The sequence below is a fragment of the Mycobacterium sp. IDUB_3 genome (genome assembly GCF_055419585.1).
Genome location: NZ_JBVAXZ010000001.1, coordinates 3,688,625 through 3,711,909, shown reverse-complemented (window position 1 = coordinate 3,711,909; position 23,285 = coordinate 3,688,625). Strand labels below are relative to the sequence as shown.

The following is a 23,285-nucleotide window of genomic DNA, read 5'->3' as shown; positions in this document are numbered from 1 at the left end:
GTGAAAGGAATAACTCTGAGTCGGCGCGACGGCGCACAGCCGCCGCAGCACCCCGGTCGACGAGCCGTCCTGACCTGTACGGCTGCTGTCGGGTGCTAGCCTTCCTTGGCGACAGTGCCGATGTAGTTCAATGGCAGAACATCAGCTTCCCAAGCTGAATACGCGGGTTCGATTCCCGTCATCGGCTCCCACTCAGAAGCGGCCGTGCTCGGTGACGACGGCGGTGATCAGCTCGGCCGGGGTCACGTCGAAGGCGGGGTTGAAAACGTCCGCGTCCGGCGGGGTGATCGCGGTGCCGCTGAAAGTCCTGATTTCGTCGGGCGCGCGTTCCTCGATGGCGATCTCGGCGCCGGTGGCAAGCGACCTATCGATTGTGGACGAAGGCGCGACCACGACGAGCGGCACATTGTGATGATGCGCCGCGATGGCCAGGCCGTAGGTGCCGATCTTGTTGGCAACGTCGCCGTTAGCCGCGATGCGATCGGCACCTACGAGTACACAGTCGACGAGGCCGCGTGCCATCGCCGCCGCCGCGGCGCCGTCCGGCTGCACCCGGTAGCGCACGCCCGCCTGCGCCAGCTCCCACGCCGTGAGCCGGGCACCCTGCAGCAGTGGACGTGTCTCATCGACCAGCACCGACTCGACCAGTCCGCGCTGATGAAGGTGCCAGACCACGCCGAGCGCACTGCCCCACGCCACGGTGGCGAGGTGACCGGCGTTGCAATGGCTGAGCAGCCGCAGCGGGCGACGATCGCATAGTGCGAGCACGATCTCGGCGGCGTGGGCGGACGCGACGCGGTTCAGGCGTTCGTCCTCGTCGAGGATTTCCAATGCTTCGGCGAGCACGGCCTCGGCGCCCCCATCGAGTTTCTCGAGAGCGCGCGCGACCCCCCAGCTGAGGTTGACAGCGGTCGGTCGTGCCTTCGCGACCCGTTCGGCCGATGCCCGGACGTCGCCACCTTCGTGGGTTGCCAGCACAACGCCAAGAGCCCCCGCCGCGCCGAGCGCCGGGGCGCCGCGCACGGCCAGGCGGCGGATCGCGTCGATCAGATCGTCGACGGTGCGCAAACTGACGACGCGGTACTCAGTCGGCAACGCGGTCTGGTCAATGATTGTGACCGCGTCGCCGTCCCAGTCGATGGTCCTGCGCACGCAGCCGACCCTAGCCCCGGTCAGCACAAGGTCGCGCCGCTCGTGACCACACTTTCTGAATCACGCACGATCTCCTTCGCACCTAGAGCTTGCCGGCGACGAAGCCGCCGGCCTGATCCACCAGTCCGGAATCGATGTACGAGGGCTGCAGATGCGACGGCCAATTCCTGCCTCTCCCGCAGATGGGGTCGCCGGCAGCGCACTGCTCGATCGTCTTACCGGCGAAGGCGGGGCCTACCCCGGTGCCATTACCGAACACTGCGACGGCCGCGACGTGCTGATCCACACCCGGAGGCAGTCCGCCGTAGCTCACCCGGTCGACGACCTCGGCGCCCAGCGAATAGCCGCCGAGCACCTGGCGGGTGTTGGGGCAATTTTTGGCCATAAATTGCGCGTGGCCGCTCATATCGTTAGCGCCGCTGATGGTGGTTATGTTGGCGGGGTAGTTGACCCCATAGGCGCCGACCGACATGCGCGTCTTGCCGCGCAGCGAATTGACCAGCGCGTCGCCGACCGCGCCCAAGCCTGGTGGTTCCTCCCGGCCGCGAGCGAAGGAAACTTCGACACCGGGGCAATCCGCCGATGCCTGCGGAATCAGCGACGCTATCGGAAACGGCATCGCTGCCGGCGCAACCACCAACACCGCGGCAAGCAGGGCGGCGGCGGCCATGCTGAGGACACGGTGCGCGCCTGGTGTCAACGCGGCAAGCCTCATGACGCGATATTACGGATTTACTGACAATGTGTTGTCCAATCCGGTGTTCGGCTTGCTCGGCCCGACGAATTTATTGCTCAGCAAATACCCCGTCGGTACCCCTAACGCGACCGAACCGCATTTCCAAGCTGAATACCCGGGTTCGATTCCGTCATCGCGCAAGGTGACGCAGGGTTGAAAACCGGTACCGCGGGTAATGCAAAGCCTGGGCGCCGTGAGCGCGCCCCGTCCGCGTTACGCCCAGGGGGTTGCCACACCAATGGATAGCTATTCCGCCACGCCAGTGACAGTCGCAAGCGTCCCGCACGACGAACTGCGCCGCGTCGAACGGCCGATCTCACCCGACGACGACCCCTTCTATCGAGCGCCACAAGGCTATGAGCACGCGGAACCGGGCACGGTGTTGCGCTCGCGCGACGTGGAGATCGGATTTCTCGGTCTTATCAGCCAACGGGTGCAAGCCACTCAGTTGCTGTACCGCACCACTAATCTGCACGAAGACCCGGAAGTCGCCGTGACCACTGTGCTCATCCCGGCGCAGCGCGAGTCAGACGTCGCTTATCCGGTCCTTTCTTATCAATGCGCGATCGATGCCGTGGCGTCGCGCTGTTTCCCCTCGTTCGCTATGCGGCGCGGCGCGCGACCGATCGGTGCATTCGTCCAAGCCGAGTACTTGTTGGTGACCGCCGCGCTGGCCGAAGGCTGGGCGGTTTGCGTACCCGACCACGAAGGCTGCCACGGCATGTGGGGCGCTCCCGTCGAGCCCGGCTACCGGATTCTGGACGGGCTGCGGGCCGCGATGCGGTGCGAGCGCTTGAAATTGTCGCCATCTGCACCGTTAGGTCTGTGGGGCTACTCAGGGGGAGGCTTGGCGTCGGCGTGGGCGGCCGAACTGTGTGAGCGATATGCACCGGAGCTCAATATCGTTGGCGCCGCTTTGGGCTCGCCCGTCGGCGACCCGGGGAGTGTGGCACGCCGCCTCAACGGCAGCTTCTTCGCCGGTCTCGCCGCGCTGATGATTTCCGCGTTGACGCAAGTTTTCCCCGGCGCGCAGAACGTCGTCGACGAGCACGCGACTGACGAGGGCAAGGCGCTGCTCGACGAATTGCAGACGATGACCACGGCCCAGGCGGTATGGCAGTTCCGCAACGTCGACATCGGGTCCTACGTCGACATGACGGCCGACGAGCTGTGGGACCTCCCACAAGTGCGCCACATCTTCGACGAGACCAAGCTCGGCAAGTCCAAGCCCAAGCCTCCCGTGCTGGTCATACAGGCGGTGCACGACGGAATCATCAGCGTCGACGATGTCGATGCATTGGTCGCCGAGTACGAACGCATTGGTGCCGCGGTCACCTATCACCGCGACCGGTTCTGTGGTCATCTGCTGTTGCATCCGCTGTCGGCGCCCATGACGCTGAGGTGGCTGCGCGATCGATTCGGGGACCGGCCGGTAAACAAGCACAAAACCCGCACGGTTTGGCCGACGATGTTCAACCCGTCGACGTACTTGGGCATGCTCAAGTTGGGCGTCATCACAGCGAAGGTCGTCCTCGGGCGCCCCGTCGAACGACAACCGCTGTCGACAACGGATGCCCGGTAACTTCTAGTCCTCGGTTCCTCTCACACAGGCGCGTCCGCACGGGCTTCCCAAGCTGAATACGCGGGTTCGATTCCCGTCATCGGCTGCACGACTCACGCGGGCGTAGCGCCGAAACCTCGCCCACAGCAATCGATTTCACTGCAGCACCCGGTCACCTGCAAACGCGGTGTCCGCTGGTAGCTTTACCCCATGGGTGCCTTGGATGGACGCGTGGCCTTTATCACCGGCGGGGCTCGAGGGCAGGGCCGCGCGCACGCGCTGGCGCTGGCGGGCGAAGGAGCCGACATCGTCGCCGCCGATGCGCCGCAACCGATGACCGACCTGACCTATCCGCTGGGCACCGAGGACGACCTACGGGAAACGACCAAGCTGGTCGAAGAGCTGGGCCGGCGTTGCCTACCGCTCACCCTGGACGTGCGTGATTCCGCCGCGGTCAACGCCGCGATCGAGCAGACCGTCGCCGACATGGGCAGCCTCGACATCGTGGTGGCAAACGCCGGAATCGTCAGCACCGGACTGCTGCAAGACGTCAGCGACGTGGTGTGGCAGCAGCTGATCGACACCAACCTGACCGGCGCGTTTCACGTCCTGCGGGCCGCCATACCGGTGATGCGGCAACAGCGGTTCGGCAGGATCGTGGTGACCTCCTCGATGGGCGGCCGAATGGGCATCCCCGAGCTGGCCGCGTACAACGCCACCAAGTGGGGTGTCATCGGCCTGGCGAAGTCGGCCGCCCTGGAAGTCGCCAAGGAGGGCATCACGATCAACGTCGTCTGCCCGACGACAACCCAGACACCGATGGTGCAGCCCACCGGCGACGACGACATCCCCGACGACCTGGTGCGGCGGATGACGAAGGCCAACCCGATACCCCAGCCCTGGCTGCAGCCCGAGGACGTCAGCCGCGGGGTGCTGTATCTGGTCACCGACCCCGGGGTCATCACCGGAAGCGTGCTCGAGATCGGCCTCGGCGGCAGCGCGCGCATCCATTGACGCTGGCCGAGAAGCGGCGCCCGCGGGCGGCACGTCGCGCCATTAAATGAGGTGTTCTGAACCGTACTGACGGCGAGCCGATGTTCGCTACGCTTGACCCCGATTGATACGTCGCCTGGGAAGTTGGGGCCAGGTAATGGCTGAAAGACCCAAGGCTCGCGGCGGGGCGCCGGGACCGAGCGAGATCGTGGCGGAGTTAGCCGCTGCCGGATTCGATAACGCGCGCCAGATCGCTCGCGGCGGCGCCGGGGTGGTTTATTGCTGTCGCGAGACCGCCTTGGGACGAAACGTGGCGATCAAGGTGCTGCCGACCTTCATCGACGACGCGGGCCGGGAACGCTTTCTCCGCGAGGGCTACGCGATGGGCGGCCTGTCGGGGCATCCGAACATCGTCAACATCCTGCGGGTCGGCCTGACCGCGGGCGGCCGGCCGTACATCGCCATGTCGTACTGCCCGGCGGGTTCGCTGGGGCTACGGGTGCAGCGCGAGGGCCCGATCGCCTGGCCGGAAGCCGTGCGGATCGGCGTGAAGTTGTGCGGGGCCCTGGAAACCGCCCACCTGAGTGGCACCCTGCACCGCGACATCAAGCCCGCGAATGTGCTCGTCAACGACTACGGCGAACCGCAACTGACCGATTTCGGGACCGCGCACGTTGCCGGCGGGTACGAGACGGCAGCCGGATTGTTCTCCGGCACAATCGATTACCTGGCACCGGAGGTGATGGCCGGCGATCCCGCGACGGTCGCCAGCGACGTCTATTCGCTAGGCGCCACGATCTACGCGCTCATCGCCGGTAACGCCGCGTATGAGCGCCGTGGCAGCGACGACCTGCTGGCGCACTACAAGCGGATTAACAGCACGCGGGTCCCCGACTTGCGCCAGAGCGGCATCCCGGACGCGGTGTGCTCGGCGATCGAGATGGCGATGGCACCCGACGCGAGTGAACGGCCGGCGTCCGCTGCGGATTTCGGTCGCGGGTTGCAGGAAAGTCAGCGCCGCAACGGTTTGAAAGCGGACGCGATGGCGATCACCGCCGTCGGGGCCGGTTCGGGTCGCCCGGTGGGCAATTCGGCGGGCTTGTCGAAGGCGCGGACCCTGTCGCCGGGCGCACGTGGCGGCACGATGGGCGCAGCGACTCCGAGACCACCCAGGATCGCCAAACCGGTCCCACGCGGCGCCGACTCGGACAGCGCCACCTCGCTGATCAATCCGCTGAACGATCGCCGAACGATGCCGCCGCCGTCCCGGCCCGCCGGTTCACGAAACTCCGGCCAACGCGGCCCAATTCCAGCCGCCCCCAACACATCTGAGCCGACAGCGGCGATCGCCGAGCACACCAGCCTCACGGACGCGATCGCACCGTCGGGCCCTCCCGACTCGCCTGCTGCCGCGCGCCGCGGGCCGGCCACCGGAGCGGTGGCCTGGTTGGGCTCGTCGGGGAAGAAGCGCAACCGCGTCACGGCGGCGTTGATCGCGGTGGCGATCGTGGTGGCCGTGCTGGTGTTGGGCAGCGGTGTCTACGTACTGCTGACGCAGGGCAGCAGGCACCGCAGCGCCTCCGCGAATCAAACCAACGGCCAGGCAACGGTGAGGTGGCAGCCGATCACCAACGCGCGCATCGCCCGCCAAGCGGCGGCAACCACGCAAGCCGACGGCACCATCTGGATCTTCGGCGGGATGGGAAGCAACCGCGCACTCGTGGCAAACCACGAGGGTTACGACCCGATCATCGACAGTTGGAAAAGCGGCGACGACCTCCCGGTTCCGGTTCAGCACGCGATGGCGGTGACGTGGCAGGGGAACCCGATCGTGCTCGGGGGCTGGCGCGCCGCGGGCCCGCAAAAGGTTGCCAGCGACCAGGTTTGGCGCGTAGTCAACAGCCACTGGGTCGAGCTGCCCCATCTGCTGCAGCCCCGCGCGGCGGCGTCGGCGGCAGTGGTGGGCGGCCGCATCATCGTCGCGGGCGGCGTCGACTCGAACGGCGCGCTGCTGAACACCGTCGAGATCTTCGACGGCAATTCCTGGACCCTCGGCACCCCGATACCGACCCCCCGGCAGATGCTGGCCGCGGCGTCGGACGAGAAGGTGATGTACACGGTGGGCGGCAACAACGGGACCGCCGACCTGGCGACGGTCGAGGCGTATGACCCGGCCGCGAAAAGCTGGACGCGATTGCCCGACCTTCCCCAACCGCGCGGCGACCTCGGCGTGGCACTGGCCGACCGTCGCCTGGTCGCCGTCGGGGGGCAGTCGGCGGGACAGGTCCTCAAGAGCGTGTCGGTGCTCGATCTGACGACGAACACGTGGGCGGGCTTGCCGGACATGGCGATAGCGCGACACGGCATGGCGGTCGACGCGGTAGGCCAGGCCGTGTACTCGATAGGCGGGTCGAGCGATATCGGCGACGGCCAGGCGACCGCGTCGGCGGAGGCGCTGCAACTACCGCCGCGCCGAATGCAGCCGGCCGCACAGTGGCGTTCCCTGCCGGACGCGCCGACGGCGCGGTTGATGACGGCGTGGACCGTGCTCGACGACAAGATCTGGATCATGGGCGGCCTGCGCGACGGAGCCGCGCTGCAGACGGTCGAAAGCTATGACCCGCGCACCGGCGCCTGGCAAGCGCAACCCGCCTTGCCGATCCCGCTGCACCACGCCGCGGCGGCGACCTATCGCGGCGAGGTGGTGGTGCTCGGCGGCACCAGCGGCGACCTCACTCAGGCGTCGGCCAAGGTGTTCGCGTTGCGCGGCGGCAAGTGGGTCGAGTTGCCCATCCTCACCCACGCCCGCGCGGCGCTGGCGGCCGCGGTGGTCGGTGACAAACTCGTCGTCGTCGGCGGGCAGAACGCTAAGCAGCTCGTCGGCCAGACCGAGGTGTTCGACGGCAACTCCTGGCACGACGCGGCCGACATGCCAACTCCGCGTGAACATCTGGCCGCGGTGTCCGACGGCCGCTACGTGTACGCGCTCGGCGGGAGATTCCTGTCGGCCGACAAGAACTCCGCGGCGTTCGAACGGTTCGACCCACAGTCCGGGACGTGGACGAAGTTGGTCGACATGCCGACCCCTCGCGGCAGCTACGGCGCCGCGTTCATCGACGGCCGAATCGTGGCGGTCGGCGGCGAGGAACCGACGCAGGTGGTGGGAGTGGCCGAGATGTACGACATCGCCGACGGAACCTGGACCACGTTGCGTCCCATGCCAACCCCGCGCCACGCCGAGGTGGTCGCGGCGGTGGGCAACACCGTCTACTGCATCGGCGGCGCGAACCGCCCCACCCACGAAGGCCCCGTCGCCACGGTGGAGGCCTTGGACTTCATCTAGCGGATCAATGGCGCTTGAGCCGGCTGCGCCAGCCCACGAATCCCGCGTACACGACCGTCAACAACGCCAGCATGCCCACATCGAACAACCAGGTTCCCGCCGTGTGCTTGAAGTGGCTGTCCTTCGGGGCCAGCGGCCCGGGCTCGATCGCCCACAGGTCGACCGTCGAGGCCTGCGCCGCATAACCCCAGCGCGAGGGCACCAGCCACGACATCTGATCGAGACCGATCCGGTTGGTGACGGGGACCATTCCGCCGCAGAGCACCAACTGCAGCATGAGGGAAACCACCAGCAACGGCATGATCTGCTCGTTGGAGCGGGCGAGGGAGGACAGCACCAGGCCGACCATCGCCGCGGCGACGCACATCGCGGCGGTGGCCACGTACAGCTCGAGCGTGGCGCTGCCCAGCAGCAGCGGCGGCCGCGTCGGCGCTCCCTTCCCCAGAATCGTGATGGTCGTCGCGATCGCCGACTGAACGACGGCGAAGACGAAGAACACCGCCATCTTCGCGAGTAGATACGCCTTGGTGGACAGGCCGACCGCCTGTTCCCGGCGGAAGATCGGGCGCTCGCCGATGAGGTCGCGGATCGTCAGCGCGGTACCCATGAAGACGGCGGCCATGGTAAGCAACATCAAGACCGAGCCGGGTTCGTCAGAGCCGTCGCCGCCGGGATCGGCGACATGGAATCCCGTCGAGCCGGGCACGGTCAGCGACAGCGCGCCCATCACGAACGGCAGCAGCGCCAGGAAGATGAAGTAGGCACGGTCGGCCACGATCAGCCGAACCTGGCGGCGCGCGATCGTGGCGAACTGGCGTCGCGTGCTGGAGCGCGCCGGAGCGCCCAGATCGGCCGGTTTCTCCGCCTCGGGTCCGGCCGGCGGTGGTTTGAGCTGGGCCAGGAACCGGCGGTTGGCTTCGTCGGGGTCCGCACCCACCATGCCAAAGATCTTGGCCCAGTTGGTGGTTCCCATGGTCGCTTCGATTTCACCGGGCGGGCCGCAGTAGGCCGTCTTGCCGCCGGGTGCCATCAGCAGCACCTGGTCGCAGAGATCGAGGTAGCTCAGCGAGTGCGTTACCACCAGCACCACGCGCCCGGCGTCGGCCAGCTGCCGCAGCATCGTCATGACCTGTAGGTCCAGCGCCGGATCCAGGCCCGAAGTCGGCTCGTCGAGGATCAGCAGCGATGGTCCGGTGAGCAACTCGAGCGCCACCGACGCACGCTTGCGCTGCCCACCGGACAGCTTGTCCACCCGGGTGTCGGCGTGCTTGGTCAACCCGAGTTCCTCGATCACCTGCGCGACGACCTGCGCGCGGTCTTGTTTGCTGGTATCGGGCGGCAGCCGCAGCTCGGCGGCATAGCTCAGCGCCTGGCTCACCGTCAGCTGGCGGTGCACGACGTCGTCCTGTGGCACCATCCCGATCCGGCTACGCAGCGAGGCGAAGCTGGCGTGAATGTCATGTCCCTCGAAGGTGATTGAGCCGGTGGTGGGACAGGTCGCCCCGGCGATCAAGCGGGACAGCGTGCTTTTCCCGGCGCCGGACCCACCGATCAGAGCGGTCAGCGTGCCCGGTCTGGCGGTCAGCGAGACCTTCTGGATCAGCCGTTTGCTGTCGATTTCGAAGTCGACCTCGCGCACCTCCAGGCCGCCGGTGCGGGTTGCGGCTTCGGCACGGCGAAGCAGGATTTCCCCGTTGAACACCAGGTCGACGTTGCCGATCGTGACCACGTCACCCTCGTTCAGCGGCGCCGACAAGATTCGCGTGCCGTTGACGAAAGTCCCGTTGATGCTGTGCGCGTCGTGGATCTCCATGCCGGTCGGGCCGGGAACCAGGTAGGCGTGATGGCGCGAGGCCAAGACGTCGGAGATGACGACGTCGCTGTCCTCGGCGCGACCGATCACGGCGGCTCCCGTGGGTGGCGCCGCGAGCTTCGACCGAGACTGCTGCACCGCGCGCCGCAGGTTGGTGCTGTCGAACTGCGCGGCTTCGAGTGCCTCGGCGCCGATCTCGGTCAGCTGGCCTTTTGCCGCCGACCTGGCGGGCATTTCGGGCGGCGGCGACGGTTGGGGACGGCGGGGCGGCGCCGATGGGCTCGGATAGCCGACGGCGCGGCGCGGGCCGCCGACCTGCTGCGGTGGCGGCGGCGGGCCGGCGTGGGTGTAATGCAGCGGCGTGGGTTGCGGTCGCGCGATGCGGGGCGGCGAGCCGCCCTGCTGTGGGTGCTCCGGACGCGACGGCCGCTGTGCGCCGGGGCGAGCGATGGCCTGCATCCCCTCGACCGTCGGCGGTAGCTGGCCGACCGCCCGGTCGTCACGTCCGATCAGGAAGCTCAACCGCGGCCCGTCGGGGCTGCCGACGTTGATGCTCTGGCCGTCGCGGATGTCGACGACGCCGACCCGGCCGCCGTTGACGAATATCCCCGTCGGCGATCCGTTGTCGATCGCCATCCATTTGCCCCGGTCGAAACGCAGCAGCAGGTGCGAGCGGGAGATCAGCGGATGGGCTACGCGCATGTCGGCACGCAGGTCACTGCCCACGACGACGTCGTTGCCGGCGGCAAAACTGCGCCGTGACCAGTTGGATTGGACTGTCAGCACGGGCGGTGCGGGCCTGCTCATCCACTCAGTATTCGACCCGGCGTCAGCAAACTCCAGCGGTTTCGCCATATTGGTCCGCCGCCCGCGATCGCATTTGCTGGGCGATTGCGTGTGCGTCAGAGCGGGGTTCGACGCCGGCGCGCGCGTCACGGCACGGTCACAACACGATCGCGATTCACTGCAGCCGGCCCGTCACACTGGTGCATTCATCGGGGGTGCTGCGCGCCTGGTCACGGCGCCACCATCGGGACCGCGGACTATACCTCCCTTGATCAAACCGTTACCGCCGCGTGGCCAAATATCAACGCGCCCTTACGCTTCCGCAGGTCAGCGCACATTTATCATCCGTATTACAACTATGTCAGTTAAAAGGAATTGAAGCCATGCGGACGGATGTTCGGTGTGTTCTTGCGGTGATCGGAGCCGCTGCGAGTGTTGTCGTGACGCCGCCCGGCGTGAGCCTGGCGGCGGCGAACCAGTCGCATGGATTCGCGATAGCGGCGATTTCGCCGGGCCGCGACGAGGTGGTCGGGGTGGCGCACCCCATCCAGGTGAAATTCACTGCGCCCATTACCAACCCGGCCGACCGGCGGGCGGCCGAGCGGGCGGTCGACGTCAAATCGACACCCGCGATGACCGGCAAGTTCGAATGGCTCGACAACAAGGTTGTCCAGTGGGTTCCGGACCGATACTGGCCGGCGCACAGCACAATTGCGTTGACGGTGGGCGGCGCGTCCGCGGAGATCAAAACGGGTCCTGCCGTGATCGGTGTGGCAAGCATCTCCGAACACACCTTCACCGTGAGCATCGACGGCGCGGAAGCGGGACCGCCGACCTCACTGCCGGCACCGCACCACCGGCCGCACTTCGGCGAGCAGGGCGTGATGCCCGCGTCGATGGGTAGGCCGGAATACCCGACGCCCGTCGGCTCGTACACCGTCCTGTCCAAAGAGGAAGCGGTGACCATGGATTCGAGCAGCGTCGGTATCCCGGTCGACGACCCCAACGGTTACCTGCTGACCGTCAATCACGCCGTCCGTATCACCAGCCGCGGGCTGTTCGTGCATTCGGCCCCGTGGGCCGTCCCCTCCCTGGGGCTGGAGAACGTCAGCCACGGCTGCATCAGCCTGAGCCCCGATGACGCCGAGTGGTATTACGACCACGTCCACGTCGGCGACCCGGTGATCGTCCAGGAATAGTCCAGCATTCCACGAAGCTCCGCACCCAGGCGCAAGCCGGGTGCGGAGCTTCAATTGTCTTGTCGACGTGGATCTCTCAGCGACCCGGCGCCGCAGGTTTGCGCCGATGCCCAGCGGTTGACCGGGCGCCGGTTAACAACGGAACGGGCCCGCTGGTGATAAACCAGCGGGCCCGGCCCGTTCACTCCGAAGACCGATTCGGCCTCAGCTGGCGCCCGAGGGACCGGGGCGAACCGGCTGACCGGCCACCGGCCCACCAGTGGGCGCCGGACCGGTCGGCGCGTCCTTCACTCCGGACATGTCGATGATCGGAGCGGCCGCCTCCAAGGGCGCACCGGCAGCCGCCGGCCCGCCGAGCGCGATCAGCGGCGCACCCGCGGGAACCACCGGCACCGGAGGCACTATCGGCACCGGTGGCGCGAGGGGCAACGGCGGCACGATCGGCAGCGGCGCACCGATCGGCAGCGGCCCCGGCACAGCCATCGGCACACCGGACATATCAGTCATGGGCGCCGCGCACATGCCCCCGGCGGCCGGCGCGCCCGCGGCAACCGTGCCTGCGGCAGCACCCGGTCCGCCCGCGGCGGGCGCCACCTCGCCCGACTGCCCCTCGATGCACGCGTGGCCGCCGGTAATCAGCGGGGCGGCCGCCGCGTCGGGGCTCAACGCGATAGCAGCTCCGCACAACCCGGCGCCGGCAACTACTTTGATGTTGAACCGATCGACGATCGCCATCAGCGCCAACTCTCCTTTATTCACGCTCAGCTATTTCCCATTGGTGCAGCAGGCCCGCCTAGCCGTACCGAGCCGCTTTCACGACCGCGCCAATTGTTCAGCAGGCGACGCGCGACACGCGCCACGCCGCACCGCGCCGTTTCCAAATGGTGACGTCACAACGGTGTCACGAATCAGAATGCGGCCGGCGGATACCGATCGACCTGCACGAATGCGCTTGCGCCCGAGGGCTTACTGAGCGATTTGTGCGCGAGGCCACGCGGGCGAAGGCCGATTACAGCGTGGGGACCATGCCGTCGTCGATCGTGACGCCGGCGCCCACGATGCCACTACGGGTAGCGCGCCCACCGTCACCGGAACCGACTTTCGCTCTCACGGACTTTATTTTTCCGCAGGTCGTTCACAGGAATCTGTTGGTGAACAGCTACTGTTCTCAAGGTTACGCGGAAGTTAACATCGAGATTAGAACTGTTGACGTCAAGGGGAGAAGGGGCTATGTCACCACGTCGTCTCGCCGCCGGATTCATCGGTTCTGCTCTGCTCGGCGGCCCGCTTCTCGCCAGCCTTGTCTGGGCCGGCCCGGCGCAGGCCGACGCGGCCGGTTTCCTCAACGACATGCACAGGGACGGGGTCCACGCCGTCACCGGTGGCGATGCGGCGCTGCTTCAGGCCGGACTGAACGTCTGCCAGCAACTGTCGTGGGGCGCTCCCGAATCCCAGCTCGAGGGTTTGGCGCTGCAACGCTCCGACGACAGGCAGGGTGCCGGTGGGCTCTCTCCCCAGCAGGCGAACGACATCGTCGGCTATGCCGAGCGTGATCTCTGCCCGGGCGCCTAGCGACAATCTGACCCTTCGTAGTTCGCGGCTCTGACAGCGCGGTCCGGGTTGGCCGCGCGCCGGTACGCAGGTGACGGCCCGTCCGCCGACCGTTCTTCGCCGACTATTCACTCTCCGGAATTGTTTGCGCAGCGGGTCGCCGCACTTTTGTGTAAAAGTGCATCATCCGCATCGGGCATAGACATAAGGAGAAGGTTGGATGGCGGCACGCAGGCTATATGGCCGGTTCATAGGCGCGGCGCTGGCGAGCGGCCCACTTCTGCTCGCCGGGGTCCTCTGCGCCGGCCCGGCGCGGGCCGACCAGGCCGCCTTCATCAACGACCTGCACAACGCCGGGATCCACGCCGTCAACGGCGGCGACCCGGAGCTGTTGCAGATGGGCGCGGATCTGTGTCAGCAGCTTTCGTGGGGCGCTTCACCGCAACAGCTCGAGGGTTTGGCGCTGCAACGCTCGGACGCCGACCAGGGCACCGGCGGGATCAACGGCCGGCAAGCCGCCGATGTGGTGATCTTCGCCCTGCGCGATCTGTGCCCCAACGCCTGACGGCGGATTCACCCCCGCGCTGCACGGTCCGCGCTAAGGTGACACTCGAGTGAAGCTGAACGCACGGACCCTGGCCGGCCTCAAGATCCCGGTCCCGACGTATGACCGCAGCCAAATCGGCATCGGCATAGCGCATTTCGGCGTCGGTGGCTTCCACCGATCGCATCAGGCCATGTACATCGACCGGCTGCTCAGCGACGGGCTCGCCCGCGACTTCGGTATCTGCGGGATCGGTGTGCTGCCCGACGATGAGCGCATGCGCGACGCGCTGCGCGGGCAGGACCACCTGTACACGCTGATCCTCGAACACCCCGACGGCACCCGGCAACCGCGAGTGATCGGCTCCATCGTCGACTACCGTTATGCGCCTGAGGATCCCGAATCGGTGATCGAGCTGCTGGCCGATCCGGCCACCCGGATCATCTCGCTCACCATCACCGAGGGCGGTTATCAGCCACCGCTGAGCCCGGTGTTCGGGTTGGTGGCCCAGGCGTGCGACCGGCGGCGCGAGCGCGCCCTGCCCTCCCCCACGATCGTCTCCTGCGACAACATCGCCGGGAACGGAGACGTGGCACGACGCGTCTTCACGTCGTACGCCGAGCGCCTCAATCCCGAACTCGCGCAATGGATGCGCGAGAAGACCACCTTTCCCAATTCGATGGTCGACCGGATCACACCGGTCACCACGCCCGACGTGCTTACTCGGCTGGATGCCGAATTCGGGGTGGACGACGCCTGGCCCGTCATCGCGGAACCCTTCGCCATGTGGGTGCTCGAGGACGACTTCGCCGACGGGCGACCACCGCTGGAGCAAGCCGGGGTGCAACTCGTCGACGACGTGGCGCCATACGAAGCGATGAAGTTGCGGTTGCTCAACGCCGGGCATCAGGGCCTGTGCTATTTCGCATACCTCTGCGGGTACCGGCTGGTGCACGACGCCGCCCGCGATCCGATGATTGCCGATTTCCTTGCCCGCTATATGGATTCGGAGGCCACGCCAACGCTGGAGCGCGTCCCGGGACTGGACGAATTCAAGGGCGGACTGCTGCCCCGCTTCGCCAACTCCTACATCCGCGACACCGTGGCCAGGTTGTGCGCCGAATCCTCGGACCGCATCCCGAAGTGGTTGCTGCCCGTGGTGCGCGACAACCTGCGCTCCGGCGGCCCGGTGCGGCTCTCCGCGGCGATCGTCGCGAGCTGGGCACGCTACGCCGAGGGCGCCGACGAGGAGGGCCAACCGATCCAGGTGGTGGACCGGCTCGCCGACACCCTGGTCCCGATCGCCCGCTCGCAACGCGACGACCCGGTCGCATTCCTGGCCAACCGTTCGGTATTCGGCGACCTCGTCGACCACGAGCGTTTCCGCGAGGCCTACCTGTGCGCGCTGGACTCGCTGCACCGGCACGGCGCGCGCGCCACGCTGCGGGCGTTGCTCGGGGCCGACGGACGATGACCCTGGTCGCCGGCATCGACTCGTCGACGCAGTCCTGCAAGGTGCTGGTGTGCGATGCCGCCACCGGCCGGGTGGTCCGCCGGGGCCATGCCGGTCACCCGGCAGGCACCGAAATCGACCCGGCGGCATGGGAAACCGCCGCCCGAGAAGCGATCTCGAAGGCGGGTGGGCTGGACGGTGTCGACGCGATCGCCGTCGGCGCACAGCAGCACGGCATGGTGTGCCTGGACGCGGCCGGACAGGTGGTGCGCCCCGCGTTGCTGTGGAACGACGTGCGATCGGCCGACGCGGCGCGCGAACTCGTCGACGAGCTGGGTGGCGCGCGGGCCTGGGCCCGGGGCGTCGGCGTGGTGCCGCTGGCGGCGATCACGGTGGCGAAGTTGCGGTGGCTGGCCGACCACGAGCCACGGCACGCCGACCGCACCGCGGCGGTCGGCCTGCCGCACGATTGGCTGACGTGGCGGCTGCGCGGCGAGTCGGACGTCACGGCGCTGACCACCGACCGCAGCGACGCCAGCGGCACCGGCTACTACGACGCCGCGACGGGCGCCTACCGTGTCGATCTGCTGGAGCTGGCGCTGCGCGGCCGTCGTCCTCGACTGCCGACCGTGCTGGGCCCGTCCGACCGAACCGAGAGTGGTACAACAGCTTTCGGTGCTGGGCTCGGGGACAACGCCGCCGCGGCGCTGGGCCTGGGCGCCGAAGAAGGCGACGTGATCGTCTCGATCGGCACCTCAGGGGTGGTCGCCGCCGTCACCGCGGATCCGGTCCGCGACGACGCGGGATTCGTCGCCGGATTCGCCGATGGCACCGGCCGCTATCTCCCGCTGGTGTGCACGCTCAACGGTGCGCGGGTGCTGGAGGCGGCCGCCGCGATGCTGCAAGTCGACCAGGACGAGCTGTCCCGGCTCGCGCTGTCGGCGCCGGCGGGCAGCGCGGGGCTGGTGCTGGTTCCCTACCTGGAGGGTGAACGAACTCCCAACCGGCCCAACGCAACCGGTGCGCTGCACGGCCTGCACGTCGCCAATGCGACCCCGGCCAACCTGGCCCGCGCCGCCGTGGAGGGACTGCTGTGCTCGCTCGCCGACGGTGTCGCGCACCTGGCCGCGCACGGCGTCGTCGCGCGGCGCATCCTGCTGGTCGGCGGCGGCGCGCAATCCCGGGCGCTGCGAGCGATCGCGCCCACGGTATTCGGCGTGCCGGTGCTGGCGCCCACGCCGGCGCAGTACGTCGCGCTGGGCGCGGCGCGGCAGGCGGCGTGGGCGTTGAGTGGATCGCCCCGACCGCCCGCGTGGAATCCGCCGCCGACAGACGAATACACCGCCGACCCCGCACCCGAGGTGCCGGCGCGCTACGCGCGGGTACGCGACCTCACCGAGGGAGCCACTTAGTCACCGGGAAGCGGCCGAAACACCGGCAGTATCCGGTATTTCGCGCTGAAGCTGGCCTTGTCGTGTTTGCCGCCGACCTCGCCGTCGCAGGCGACCACCGTGGGTCCGTCGACGGCGCTGAAACTGAATTCGGGCACCTGCAGCTCGTGATAGAGCGGGCTGCGCTCCAGGCGCCCTAAAGCGAGCGCAACCAGGATCCTGGTCCTCGCCCAGGGGCGGCCGGCCTCGAGGATGCGCACATCGATCAGGCCATCGTCCATCCGGAACCGCCGCGCGGGCGCGAAACCGGACGGCAGGTACACCGAATTGCCCAGGAAGAACAGCGATGTCAGCAGCGTCTTGTTGTCGTAACGGATGCGCACGGGCTGCTCCTTGCGCAGCGTGCGCAGCATGGCGTACAGGCCGGCCAGCGGCTTGCCGATGCGTTTCTCCAGCTTTTCGCGCCGCCGCACGAACGCCGGGTAGGCGCCGATGCTGGCGGTGTTGAGGACCATCTGAGAATCGTTGAGGCACACCAGGTCCACGCATGCGACGTGGCCGCGCCGGATCGCGTCGACCGTTTTGGCCACGGTGTCACACCCGATGTCCTTGGCGAAATGGTTGAACGTCCCGGCGGGAAAGACCGCCAGGGGCAGCCCGGCGTCGATGGCCACCCCCGCGGCGGCCGCGACCGTGCCGTCACCGCCGCCCACGGCCAGCACCTCGGCGCGTTCGGCCGCGCCGCGCAGCACCTGCACCGGGTCGTCGTCGGGGCCCAGTTCGCGGATGTCCACCCTCGGCAGCTCGGCGCGCACCTCATCGACGACCCGGGCGCCGGTGCCGCTGCCCGACTCCGGGTTGATGACCAGCACCACGCCGGCGCCGTCGGGACGCTGCGGCGCCGCGACGCGGAGCTGTTCCGCTCGCGGAAGGGCGGTTTCGACGATCGGCGGGACGAGCCGGCCGCCCAGCACCGCCAGCCCCGAGCCGATGCCGAATCCCGCGATGACGTCGCCGGGGTAGTGCGCGCCTGTCGCCACCCGCGACAGACCCACCAGCCCGGCCAGTAGCGCCAGCCCGAAACCCAGGGACGGGTTCTCCAGCCCCACCCCGACGGCGAACGCGGCCGCGCTGGCGGAGTGTCCCGACGGCAGCGAGTTCGACGTCGGGCGGCGGCGGACCTGGCGGACCAACGGCACCAGGTCGTAGCCGGGGCGCGGCCGCCGGCGGATCCGCTTGGCGACCTGATTGGTGACCAGGCTGGTGACGGCCAGCGTCACCAGCCCGCGCGTCGCGCCGCGCTGCGCGCTCTGCCGGCCCGTGGCCAGCAGCGCCGCGCAGATGCCCACCCACAGCTTGGAATGGTCGGCCGCCCGGGTCAGCGGCGGCATCACCGTGTCCAGTAGTGGGGTGTCCGTCTCGGCGATGGCATCGAACAGTTCTCGATCCAGCGTGCCCAGTCCCCGGGTGATCTGTTTGATGCCGCGCGCGCGTTGCCAGGGCCCCCTGCTCATTCGCTACACCCTAAATTGGTCCGAAGACATGGACGCACAGGGCTATTGCATGAGGTGGCGGGAGAACGCCGAACGCCGCGGCGTGCCCGCGCGCGTCGTCGCCGAGATCACGCGCCGGCACGACGTCACCGCCGCACGCTTCGGGGTCCTCGCCGACATGGCCGAGCTCAAGGACCCGCACGGCAAATCGTTCTTCCTGATCCCGCCCTACGCCGACGGCACGCGGGCCCGGGCCGCCGCGCTGATGACCTACGTCTTCAACGCGGGCACCGGCTACGGCAAGCCGGGCAGACGGGCCACCGACTTTCCGGTCACCCCGTACGGCGCCGCCGAGGTCACGCGAATCATGGCCCGCCAGAACGCAAACCGCTGGAGCTACGCCCGTGGCGTCGCCTTCGTGCACCGCAACGGGGGGCGGCTGGTCACCACCCCCAACGGCATGCTCATGGGCCTGGGCGGCAACTGGGTCCAACGGCTGTTCAGCCAGCGCGGCGGCACCACCTGGGGTGACCTCTTCATGGTTAACACGGGCCGGGCCGCCGACCCCGGCGAGCAGCTTCACCAGATCGTCTCGTCCGGGCATGCCTGGTTTCTCGACGGCAGCGGCACGCCCCGTGCGAGCCGGCTCGACCTGGACCGGGTGTTGCACCACGAAGAGCGGCACGCCGCGCAATGGGCAGATCGGGGCTATTGGGGCATGCTGGCGGGCTACGGCCGGGAGTTGTTCCGCGAGTTGGTCTTTGGTGCGGTGAACAGGCTCGAAGAGGACGCGGGCCTCGCCGACGGCGGCTATAGAGCGTGAATCCCGTGGTAGAGCACCATCGCACCGATCACCACGAAGACCGCCGCGAGCAGGGCGCCGTTGTTGCGGTCCATCCAGTCCTTGAGTCTGGCCAGGGTGTCGTCGAGGCGGCTACCGGCCGCCACGTAGGCCAATATCGGGATCGCGACGCTGGAGGCGGCGATGGCCACGAAGAATGCGGCCGCCACCCAGTCGCCGGCGAGGCCGAGTCCGCTGGTGCCGATGCCCAGTCCCGCGGGGACGCAGATGAGTGCCACGTCCGGCCGCACCACGGCCAGCGCGGCCCCGGTGACCCCCGCCCGCGCGGGGGTGATGCTGGCGAACGAGCGCATCCAAGCCGGGGATTCGGCCTCGCCGTGCCGGTTGAGCCAGCGGTAGATGCCGTACACGATCAGCGCCGATCCCAGCACCACCCGCAGCCACGACGACCACCGCGGGGGCGCCTTGTCCAGGCCGCCCAGCAGGCCGGAGGCCGCGACGGCGATCGCCGTCAGCGCGGCCAGGCTCAGCAGCCAGCCGCCCAGAAACGCGAGGCTGCTCGGCCGCGGGCGCGGCGCCTGTAGCACCAGCACCGCCGGGATAACGGTGAGCGGTGAGAGGGAGATGACCAGTCCAAGCGGAACGAGCCCGGTCAGCACCGTCCCCCAGCTTCCTGCCATGGGCGGCATCCTTCCATTGCCGCGGGCGTTGCGATGCCGATACGCGCCGAACCGGGTCAGGCCAGCGTGCGAATTCCGTTGTAGAGCACTATCAACCCGATCAGGAACAGGATGACGGCCATCATCGCGTCGTGGTTCGCCTCCATCCAGGCCTTGAGACGTTCCAGGGCGTCGTCGAGGCGGTCCCCGGCGCCGACGTAGGCCAAGATCGGGATCGCGACCGTCGACGCGGCGAGCACGACGAAGATCGCGGCCGCGATCACCTGACTGCCGGCGCCAAGGGTGCTGTTGCCGACGGCCAGGCCGGCGGCGGCGCACAGGATCAGCACCTCGGGCCGCACTGGCACCAGCACGGCCCCCATCACCCCGGCGCGCACCGGCGAGAGGGTGGAGAACGAGCGCATCCAGCGCGGCATGCTGCGCTGCCGATGCCGGGTGAACCAGTGGTAGGCCGCCAGCGCGAGGAGCGCCACGCCGAACGCGAGCCGCACCCAGCCCGCCCATTTCGGTGGGGTCGCGTGGAAGCCACTGAGCAACTCCGAGCCGCTGACGAAGACGGCGGTGAGGGCGACGAGGCCCAGCAGCCAGCCGCCCAGAAAGGAGAGGCTGGCCGGGCGCGGCCGGGGCGCGTGCAGCACCAGCACGGCGGGGATGACCGTGATCGGTGACAGCGCGATGACCGCCGCCAACGCGATGAGTTTGCTCAGCACCGAGGCCCAACTTGCGTCCACGGGCAGCAATCATCGCATTGGCGGGGCACTCCACGCAGCGGGTCGATCGCTCCGGTCAGCCTTTGCGGCGCAGGGTCCACGCGGGCACCCAGTGCGTGACGGTTTTGCGCTTGGACCCGTACGCGACGGGATAGGTCACCAGCCCCCACCAGTCGCCCTGCTCGCACAGGGCCCAGCAGCTCAGCCACCCCTCGACGACCTTGTGCAGCTGCAGGCCGTTGGGCTGATACCGCCCCGAGCGGTGCGGCTCGCGCGGGAAGAGCACGGTCAGGTCGACCAGCACCGCGACCGCGGGACGCACCACCCGAAACGGGCTGCGGACCGGCTGGCCGTTGTACCCGATCGACGCGAGCGGACCCATTGATCGATCATACGTTCGAATGGGTGGCCGGTTGAGCCCCCGGATCGGCCCGGTTTGCTTCTGGCAACATAGCGGTGTGTTCAGCCAAACCGCGACGTCCCGGGCGGTTCGGTGAGCGTCGGAACCACCGAGGCGGCGCGGCGTCGGCGCGGCGTGCTGGGCGGTCGCCGACCGGCGGTACCGGCCGCGCTGGACCCGCTGATCGTCGCGATCGTGGCCGCCGCGGTGAGCATGGCCGGCGCCGCCCGGCCCTCCTTCTGGTACGACGAGGCCGCGACCATCTCGGCCGCCTACAGCCGGTCGCTGGCCCAGATGTGGCACATGCTGGGCAACGTCGACGCCGTCCACGGCTTGTACTACCTGCTCATGCGCGGCTGGTTCCAGGTTTTCCCGCCCACCGAGTTCTGGTCGCGCGCGCCCAGCACCTTGGCGGTGGGCGGCGCCGCCGCGGGCGTCGTCGTGCTGGGCAAGCAGTTCTCGTCCCGCACCGTCGCGGTGGCCTCCGGAGCGTTCTGCGCGATCCTGCCGCGGACCACGTGGGCGGGCATCGAGGCCCGCCCCTACGCAATGTCGATGATGGCCGCCGTGTGGCTGACCGTCCTGCTGGTCTATGCCGCGCGCCGGGACACCGGTTGGCTATGGCTGTCCTATGCCGTCGCGTTGGCCTGCTCGATCGTGCTGGACGCCTACCTCGCGCTGCTGCTGGCGGCGTACGCCGTGTTCGTCGGCGTCTTCCACCGGAGCCGAACGGCGTTGCCGGGCTTCGTGATTGCATCGGCCGTGGCCGTGGGCGCGCTGGTGCCGTTCCTGATGACGGTCGCCGGGCAGGCGCACCAGATCAGCTGGGTCGCACCCATCGGCCACCGCACCATCGAAGACGTACTGATGCAGCAGTATTTCGAACGGTGCCCGCCGTTCGCCGTGCTGTCGGCGTTGCTGATCGGCGCGGCAATCGTGTTGTGGCTCAGCGGGTCAGCGCGCCTGGCGGAGTCGCAGCGCCAGCTGCTGGTGCTCGCGGCGGGGTGGCTCGTGGCGCCGACGGCGGCGATCGTGACGTATTCGGCGCTGGTTCATCCGATCTACACGCCGCGCTACCTGTGTTTCACCGCCCCGGCACTGGCGCTGATCCTGGGTGTCTGCTGCGGCGCGGTGGCCGCCAAACCATGGGTGACGACGGCGGTCGTCGGCCTGTTCGCCGTGGCCGCCGCGCCCAATTATGTTCGGGTACAACGTAACCCATATGCCAAGTACGGCATGGACTACAGTCAGGTCGCCGACCTGATCACCGCGAAGGCCGCGCCGGGCGATTGCCTACTGGTCAACGACACGGTGACGTTCATGCCGGCGCCGATGCGCCCGCTGCTGGCGGCCCGCCCGGCTGCCTACCGCAAGCTGATCGATCTCACGCTGTGGCAGAAGGCGACCGACCGCAACGACGTGTTCGACACTAATCTCATCCCCGAGGTGGTGGCCCGGCCGTTGAGCCAGTGCGGCGTCGTCTGGATCATCACCCAGGCCGACCCGTCGCAGCCGTCGCACGAGCAGGGTCCGGCGCTGCCGCCCGGCCCTGTCTATTGGGCGAGCACTGCCTTCGCGGTGCCGCACGACCTGGGTTTCCGTTTGGTGGAGCGCTGGCAGTTCAACCTGGTCCAGGTGCTCAAAGCGCAGCGATAGTCACCAGATGTGGATCCAGTCGACGAGCATGTCCGCCGGCAGGCCGGCAGCGGCGGGATCTCCGGCGCCGACCCCACCGACCGCCAGGGTGAACATGGGTGTCATCCAGTAGCCGGGATTGTTGAACGGCCAGCGGAAGTCGTCGGGGGCACCCCCGTGGACGTGGATGGGTTTGTTCGGAACGCTGAAGTACTGCGCCCCGTCGCGGGCGAATTGAAATCCTTCCTCGCCCCAATGCATTCGCCAGGTGTGCCAGTTGCCGTCGACCATGCCGGGGATGGACTTGCCCTCCCAGGTTTTGCCGTTCGACGCGGCGTGCACCGTCGTTCCCGGAGGCCACGAGCCGTTGCCGTACCACTCGAAAAGGTCAACCTCGCCATCCGGCAGCGGATCCTCGTTGACACCCCAGAACGCCGACCAGAGGCCCGGCTCCAAGCAGTCCAGCTTGATCCGCGCTTCCCAAGTCTGGTTGATCATGCTGCGGAAGTTGCCCCGCAGTTTGGCGCCGTAGTAGGTGTCCCCTTCTCGGGTGGCGCGCAAGACGAGGTTGGAATTGCCGTCCTGGAACACGTTTCGGCGGTCGTCGCGGTATATCCCGGCGACCGGCGGGAACACGTCGTCCTGCCAGGTCTGGACGGTCCATTTCCCAGGATCGGGAGCCGAACCCGCCGGGCCGTCGAACTCGTCGGCGAAGATGAAGGGCCCGCCCCCGGCCGACGGCGGCGCTTCGGGCGCCGACGGGGTGGCCCAAGCACCCGGCAAGCGCATCGCAGCCCCGATCATGCCGAGGCCCGACATCAGCATCATGCTGCGACGATCCATCTAAACCACCAATCGTTCAAAGCCGGCTGGTCAAGCTCGGCGCGATCTCCCCAGGCAACTCTCGCAAACGGTGTTATGAAACCACGCGGTGGGGTGGCCCGCATCCTGCCGCCGCGATCCGCGCGCGGCATACCCGGTCGCCACCCGCGCGCCGGTCCGTCGCAGCCATCCCCCTGGCATAAGTAAGCGACGATAGCAGC

Annotated in this window: 19 protein-coding genes and 1 tRNA gene; 11 read left to right on the top strand and 9 right to left on the bottom strand. The window is 68.4% G+C overall.

The genetic code is table 11. The annotated features are described in order from the left end of the window. The first annotated feature begins 116 nt into the window (after window positions 1-116). Window positions 117-187: transfer RNA gene (locus ACZYVJ_RS17160), tRNA-Gly, on the top strand. 5 nt (window positions 188-192) lie between these two features. Here the strand turns inward: ACZYVJ_RS17160 and mtnA are convergent. Together mtnA and ACZYVJ_RS17150 are read right to left on the bottom strand one after the other, a co-directional pair. Beyond that, window positions 193-1,152 (bottom strand): S-methyl-5-thioribose-1-phosphate isomerase, encoded by a 960-nt coding sequence (gene mtnA, locus ACZYVJ_RS17155; protein ID WP_463832116.1) that lies wholly within the window; start codon window positions 1,150-1,152, stop codon window positions 193-195. Window positions 1,153-1,234: 82 nt separating this feature from the next. Then, window positions 1,235-1,867: a cutinase family protein gene (locus ACZYVJ_RS17150; RefSeq protein WP_463832115.1), complete on the bottom strand. Its 633-nt coding sequence runs from the start codon at window positions 1,865-1,867 to the stop codon at window positions 1,235-1,237. Between the two features lie 259 nt (window positions 1,868-2,126). Between ACZYVJ_RS17150 and ACZYVJ_RS17145 the strand changes: the two genes are divergently transcribed. The 3 genes from ACZYVJ_RS17145 (at window position 2,127) to ACZYVJ_RS17135 (ending at window position 7,785) form a co-directional block, all read left to right on the top strand. Next, window positions 2,127-3,470, top strand: coding sequence for a lipase family protein (locus tag ACZYVJ_RS17145; RefSeq protein ID WP_463832114.1), 1,344 nt, complete (start codon window positions 2,127-2,129; stop codon window positions 3,468-3,470). Window positions 3,471-3,659: 189 nt separating this feature from the next. Then, window positions 3,660-4,463: a mycofactocin-coupled SDR family oxidoreductase gene (locus ACZYVJ_RS17140; RefSeq protein WP_463832113.1), complete on the top strand. Its 804-nt coding sequence runs from the start codon at window positions 3,660-3,662 to the stop codon at window positions 4,461-4,463. Window positions 4,464-4,599: 136 nt separating this feature from the next. Beyond that, on the top strand, window positions 4,600-7,785 hold the full coding sequence (locus ACZYVJ_RS17135) for a Kelch repeat-containing protein (protein ID WP_463832112.1): 3,186 nt from the start codon (window positions 4,600-4,602) through the stop codon (window positions 7,783-7,785). 4 nt (window positions 7,786-7,789) lie between these two features. On the opposite strand, the gene ACZYVJ_RS17130 is transcribed toward ACZYVJ_RS17135, so the two are convergent. Further along, a complete protein-coding gene (locus tag ACZYVJ_RS17130) occupies window positions 7,790-10,405 on the bottom strand; it encodes an ATP-binding cassette domain-containing protein (protein ID WP_463832111.1) in 2,616 nt (871 codons plus the stop codon). Window positions 10,406-10,767: 362 nt separating this feature from the next. Between ACZYVJ_RS17130 and ACZYVJ_RS17125 the strand changes: the two genes are divergently transcribed. Then, on the top strand, window positions 10,768-11,583 hold the full coding sequence (locus ACZYVJ_RS17125) for a L,D-transpeptidase (protein ID WP_463832110.1): 816 nt from the start codon (window positions 10,768-10,770) through the stop codon (window positions 11,581-11,583). Window positions 11,584-11,787: 204 nt separating this feature from the next. On the opposite strand, the gene ACZYVJ_RS17120 is transcribed toward ACZYVJ_RS17125, so the two are convergent. Continuing rightward, a complete protein-coding gene (locus tag ACZYVJ_RS17120; RefSeq protein WP_463833035.1) occupies window positions 11,788-12,327 on the bottom strand; it encodes a hypothetical protein in 540 nt (179 codons plus the stop codon). 486 nt (window positions 12,328-12,813) lie between these two features. On the opposite strand from ACZYVJ_RS17120, the gene ACZYVJ_RS17115 reads away from it, so the two are divergent. The 4 genes from ACZYVJ_RS17115 (at window position 12,814) to ACZYVJ_RS17100 (ending at window position 16,543) form a co-directional block, all read left to right on the top strand. Beyond that, window positions 12,814-13,155, top strand: a complete 342-nt coding sequence (locus ACZYVJ_RS17115) for a DUF732 domain-containing protein (RefSeq protein WP_463832109.1) — start codon at window positions 12,814-12,816, stop codon at window positions 13,153-13,155. A 199-nt stretch (window positions 13,156-13,354) separates the two neighbouring features. After that, window positions 13,355-13,699: a DUF732 domain-containing protein gene (locus ACZYVJ_RS17110; protein ID WP_463832108.1), complete on the top strand. Its 345-nt coding sequence runs from the start codon at window positions 13,355-13,357 to the stop codon at window positions 13,697-13,699. 49 nt (window positions 13,700-13,748) lie between these two features. Continuing rightward, a complete protein-coding gene (locus tag ACZYVJ_RS17105) occupies window positions 13,749-15,152 on the top strand; it encodes a mannitol dehydrogenase family protein (RefSeq protein WP_463832107.1) in 1,404 nt (467 codons plus the stop codon). Then, window positions 15,149-16,543: a xylulokinase gene (locus tag ACZYVJ_RS17100; protein WP_463832106.1), complete on the top strand. Its 1,395-nt coding sequence runs from the start codon at window positions 15,149-15,151 to the stop codon at window positions 16,541-16,543. The genes ACZYVJ_RS17105 and ACZYVJ_RS17100 overlap by 4 nt, the downstream gene beginning before the upstream one ends. Here the strand turns inward: ACZYVJ_RS17100 and ACZYVJ_RS17095 are convergent. Continuing rightward, on the bottom strand, window positions 16,540-18,036 hold the full coding sequence (locus ACZYVJ_RS17095) for a diacylglycerol kinase family protein (RefSeq protein ID WP_463832105.1): 1,497 nt from the start codon (window positions 18,034-18,036) through the stop codon (window positions 16,540-16,542). The two genes, ACZYVJ_RS17100 and ACZYVJ_RS17095, sit on opposite strands and share 4 nt — an antisense overlap. Before the next feature lie 28 nt (window positions 18,037-18,064). On the opposite strand from ACZYVJ_RS17095, the gene ACZYVJ_RS17090 reads away from it, so the two are divergent. Beyond that, window positions 18,065-18,838, top strand: coding sequence for a hypothetical protein (locus ACZYVJ_RS17090; protein WP_463832104.1), 774 nt, complete (start codon window positions 18,065-18,067; stop codon window positions 18,836-18,838). Here the strand turns inward: ACZYVJ_RS17090 and ACZYVJ_RS17085 are convergent. From ACZYVJ_RS17085 to ACZYVJ_RS17075, 3 genes are all read right to left on the bottom strand, one after another. Next, complete coding sequence (locus ACZYVJ_RS17085; RefSeq protein ID WP_463832103.1) at window positions 18,826-19,497, bottom strand: GAP family protein; 672 nt, start codon at window positions 19,495-19,497, stop codon at window positions 18,826-18,828. The two genes, ACZYVJ_RS17090 and ACZYVJ_RS17085, sit on opposite strands and share 13 nt — an antisense overlap. Before the next feature lie 56 nt (window positions 19,498-19,553). Next, the gene (locus ACZYVJ_RS17080; RefSeq protein WP_463833034.1) at window positions 19,554-20,207 is read right to left on the bottom strand and encodes a GAP family protein; all 654 of its coding nucleotides are present in this window, start codon (window positions 20,205-20,207) and stop codon (window positions 19,554-19,556) included. A gap of 76 nt (window positions 20,208-20,283) precedes the next feature. Next, the gene (locus tag ACZYVJ_RS17075; protein ID WP_463832102.1) at window positions 20,284-20,589 is read right to left on the bottom strand and encodes a hypothetical protein; all 306 of its coding nucleotides are present in this window, start codon (window positions 20,587-20,589) and stop codon (window positions 20,284-20,286) included. Window positions 20,590-20,820: 231 nt separating this feature from the next. Here ACZYVJ_RS17075 and ACZYVJ_RS17070 point away from each other — a divergent pair, with 231 nt between their 5' ends. Continuing rightward, the gene (locus ACZYVJ_RS17070; protein ID WP_463833033.1) at window positions 20,821-22,263 is read left to right on the top strand and encodes a glycosyltransferase family 39 protein; all 1,443 of its coding nucleotides are present in this window, start codon (window positions 20,821-20,823) and stop codon (window positions 22,261-22,263) included. On the opposite strand, the gene ACZYVJ_RS17065 is transcribed toward ACZYVJ_RS17070, so the two are convergent. Next, window positions 22,264-23,085: a glycoside hydrolase family 16 protein gene (locus ACZYVJ_RS17065; protein WP_463832101.1), complete on the bottom strand. Its 822-nt coding sequence runs from the start codon at window positions 23,083-23,085 to the stop codon at window positions 22,264-22,266. It abuts the gene before it with no gap. Between the last annotated feature and the right edge of the window lie 200 nt (window positions 23,086-23,285).

Coding starts and splice junctions, on each gene's coding strand:
- ACZYVJ_RS17150 (WP_463832115.1), bottom strand. CDS start 1,867: ATGAGGCTTGCCGCGTTGACACCAGGCGCGCACCGTGTCCTCAGCATG.
- ACZYVJ_RS17145 (WP_463832114.1), top strand. CDS start 2,127: ATGGATAGCTATTCCGCCACGCCAGTGACAGTCGCAAGCGTCCCGCAC.
- ACZYVJ_RS17140 (WP_463832113.1), top strand. CDS start 3,660: ATGGGTGCCTTGGATGGACGCGTGGCCTTTATCACCGGCGGGGCTCGA.
- ACZYVJ_RS17135 (WP_463832112.1), top strand. CDS start 4,600: ATGGCTGAAAGACCCAAGGCTCGCGGCGGGGCGCCGGGACCGAGCGAG.
- ACZYVJ_RS17130 (WP_463832111.1), bottom strand. CDS start 10,405: ATGAGCAGGCCCGCACCGCCCGTGCTGACAGTCCAATCCAACTGGTCA.
- ACZYVJ_RS17125 (WP_463832110.1), top strand. CDS start 10,768: ATGCGGACGGATGTTCGGTGTGTTCTTGCGGTGATCGGAGCCGCTGCG.
- ACZYVJ_RS17115 (WP_463832109.1), top strand. CDS start 12,814: ATGTCACCACGTCGTCTCGCCGCCGGATTCATCGGTTCTGCTCTGCTC.
- ACZYVJ_RS17110 (WP_463832108.1), top strand. CDS start 13,355: ATGGCGGCACGCAGGCTATATGGCCGGTTCATAGGCGCGGCGCTGGCG.
- ACZYVJ_RS17100 (WP_463832106.1), top strand. CDS start 15,149: ATGACCCTGGTCGCCGGCATCGACTCGTCGACGCAGTCCTGCAAGGTG.
- ACZYVJ_RS17095 (WP_463832105.1), bottom strand. CDS start 18,036: ATGAGCAGGGGGCCCTGGCAACGCGCGCGCGGCATCAAACAGATCACC.
- ACZYVJ_RS17090 (WP_463832104.1), top strand. CDS start 18,065: ATGGACGCACAGGGCTATTGCATGAGGTGGCGGGAGAACGCCGAACGC.
- ACZYVJ_RS17085 (WP_463832103.1), bottom strand. CDS start 19,497: ATGGCAGGAAGCTGGGGGACGGTGCTGACCGGGCTCGTTCCGCTTGGA.
- ACZYVJ_RS17075 (WP_463832102.1), bottom strand. CDS start 20,589: ATGGGTCCGCTCGCGTCGATCGGGTACAACGGCCAGCCGGTCCGCAGC.
- ACZYVJ_RS17070 (WP_463833033.1), top strand. CDS start 20,821: ATGGCCGGCGCCGCCCGGCCCTCCTTCTGGTACGACGAGGCCGCGACC.
- ACZYVJ_RS17065 (WP_463832101.1), bottom strand. CDS start 23,085: ATGGATCGTCGCAGCATGATGCTGATGTCGGGCCTCGGCATGATCGGG.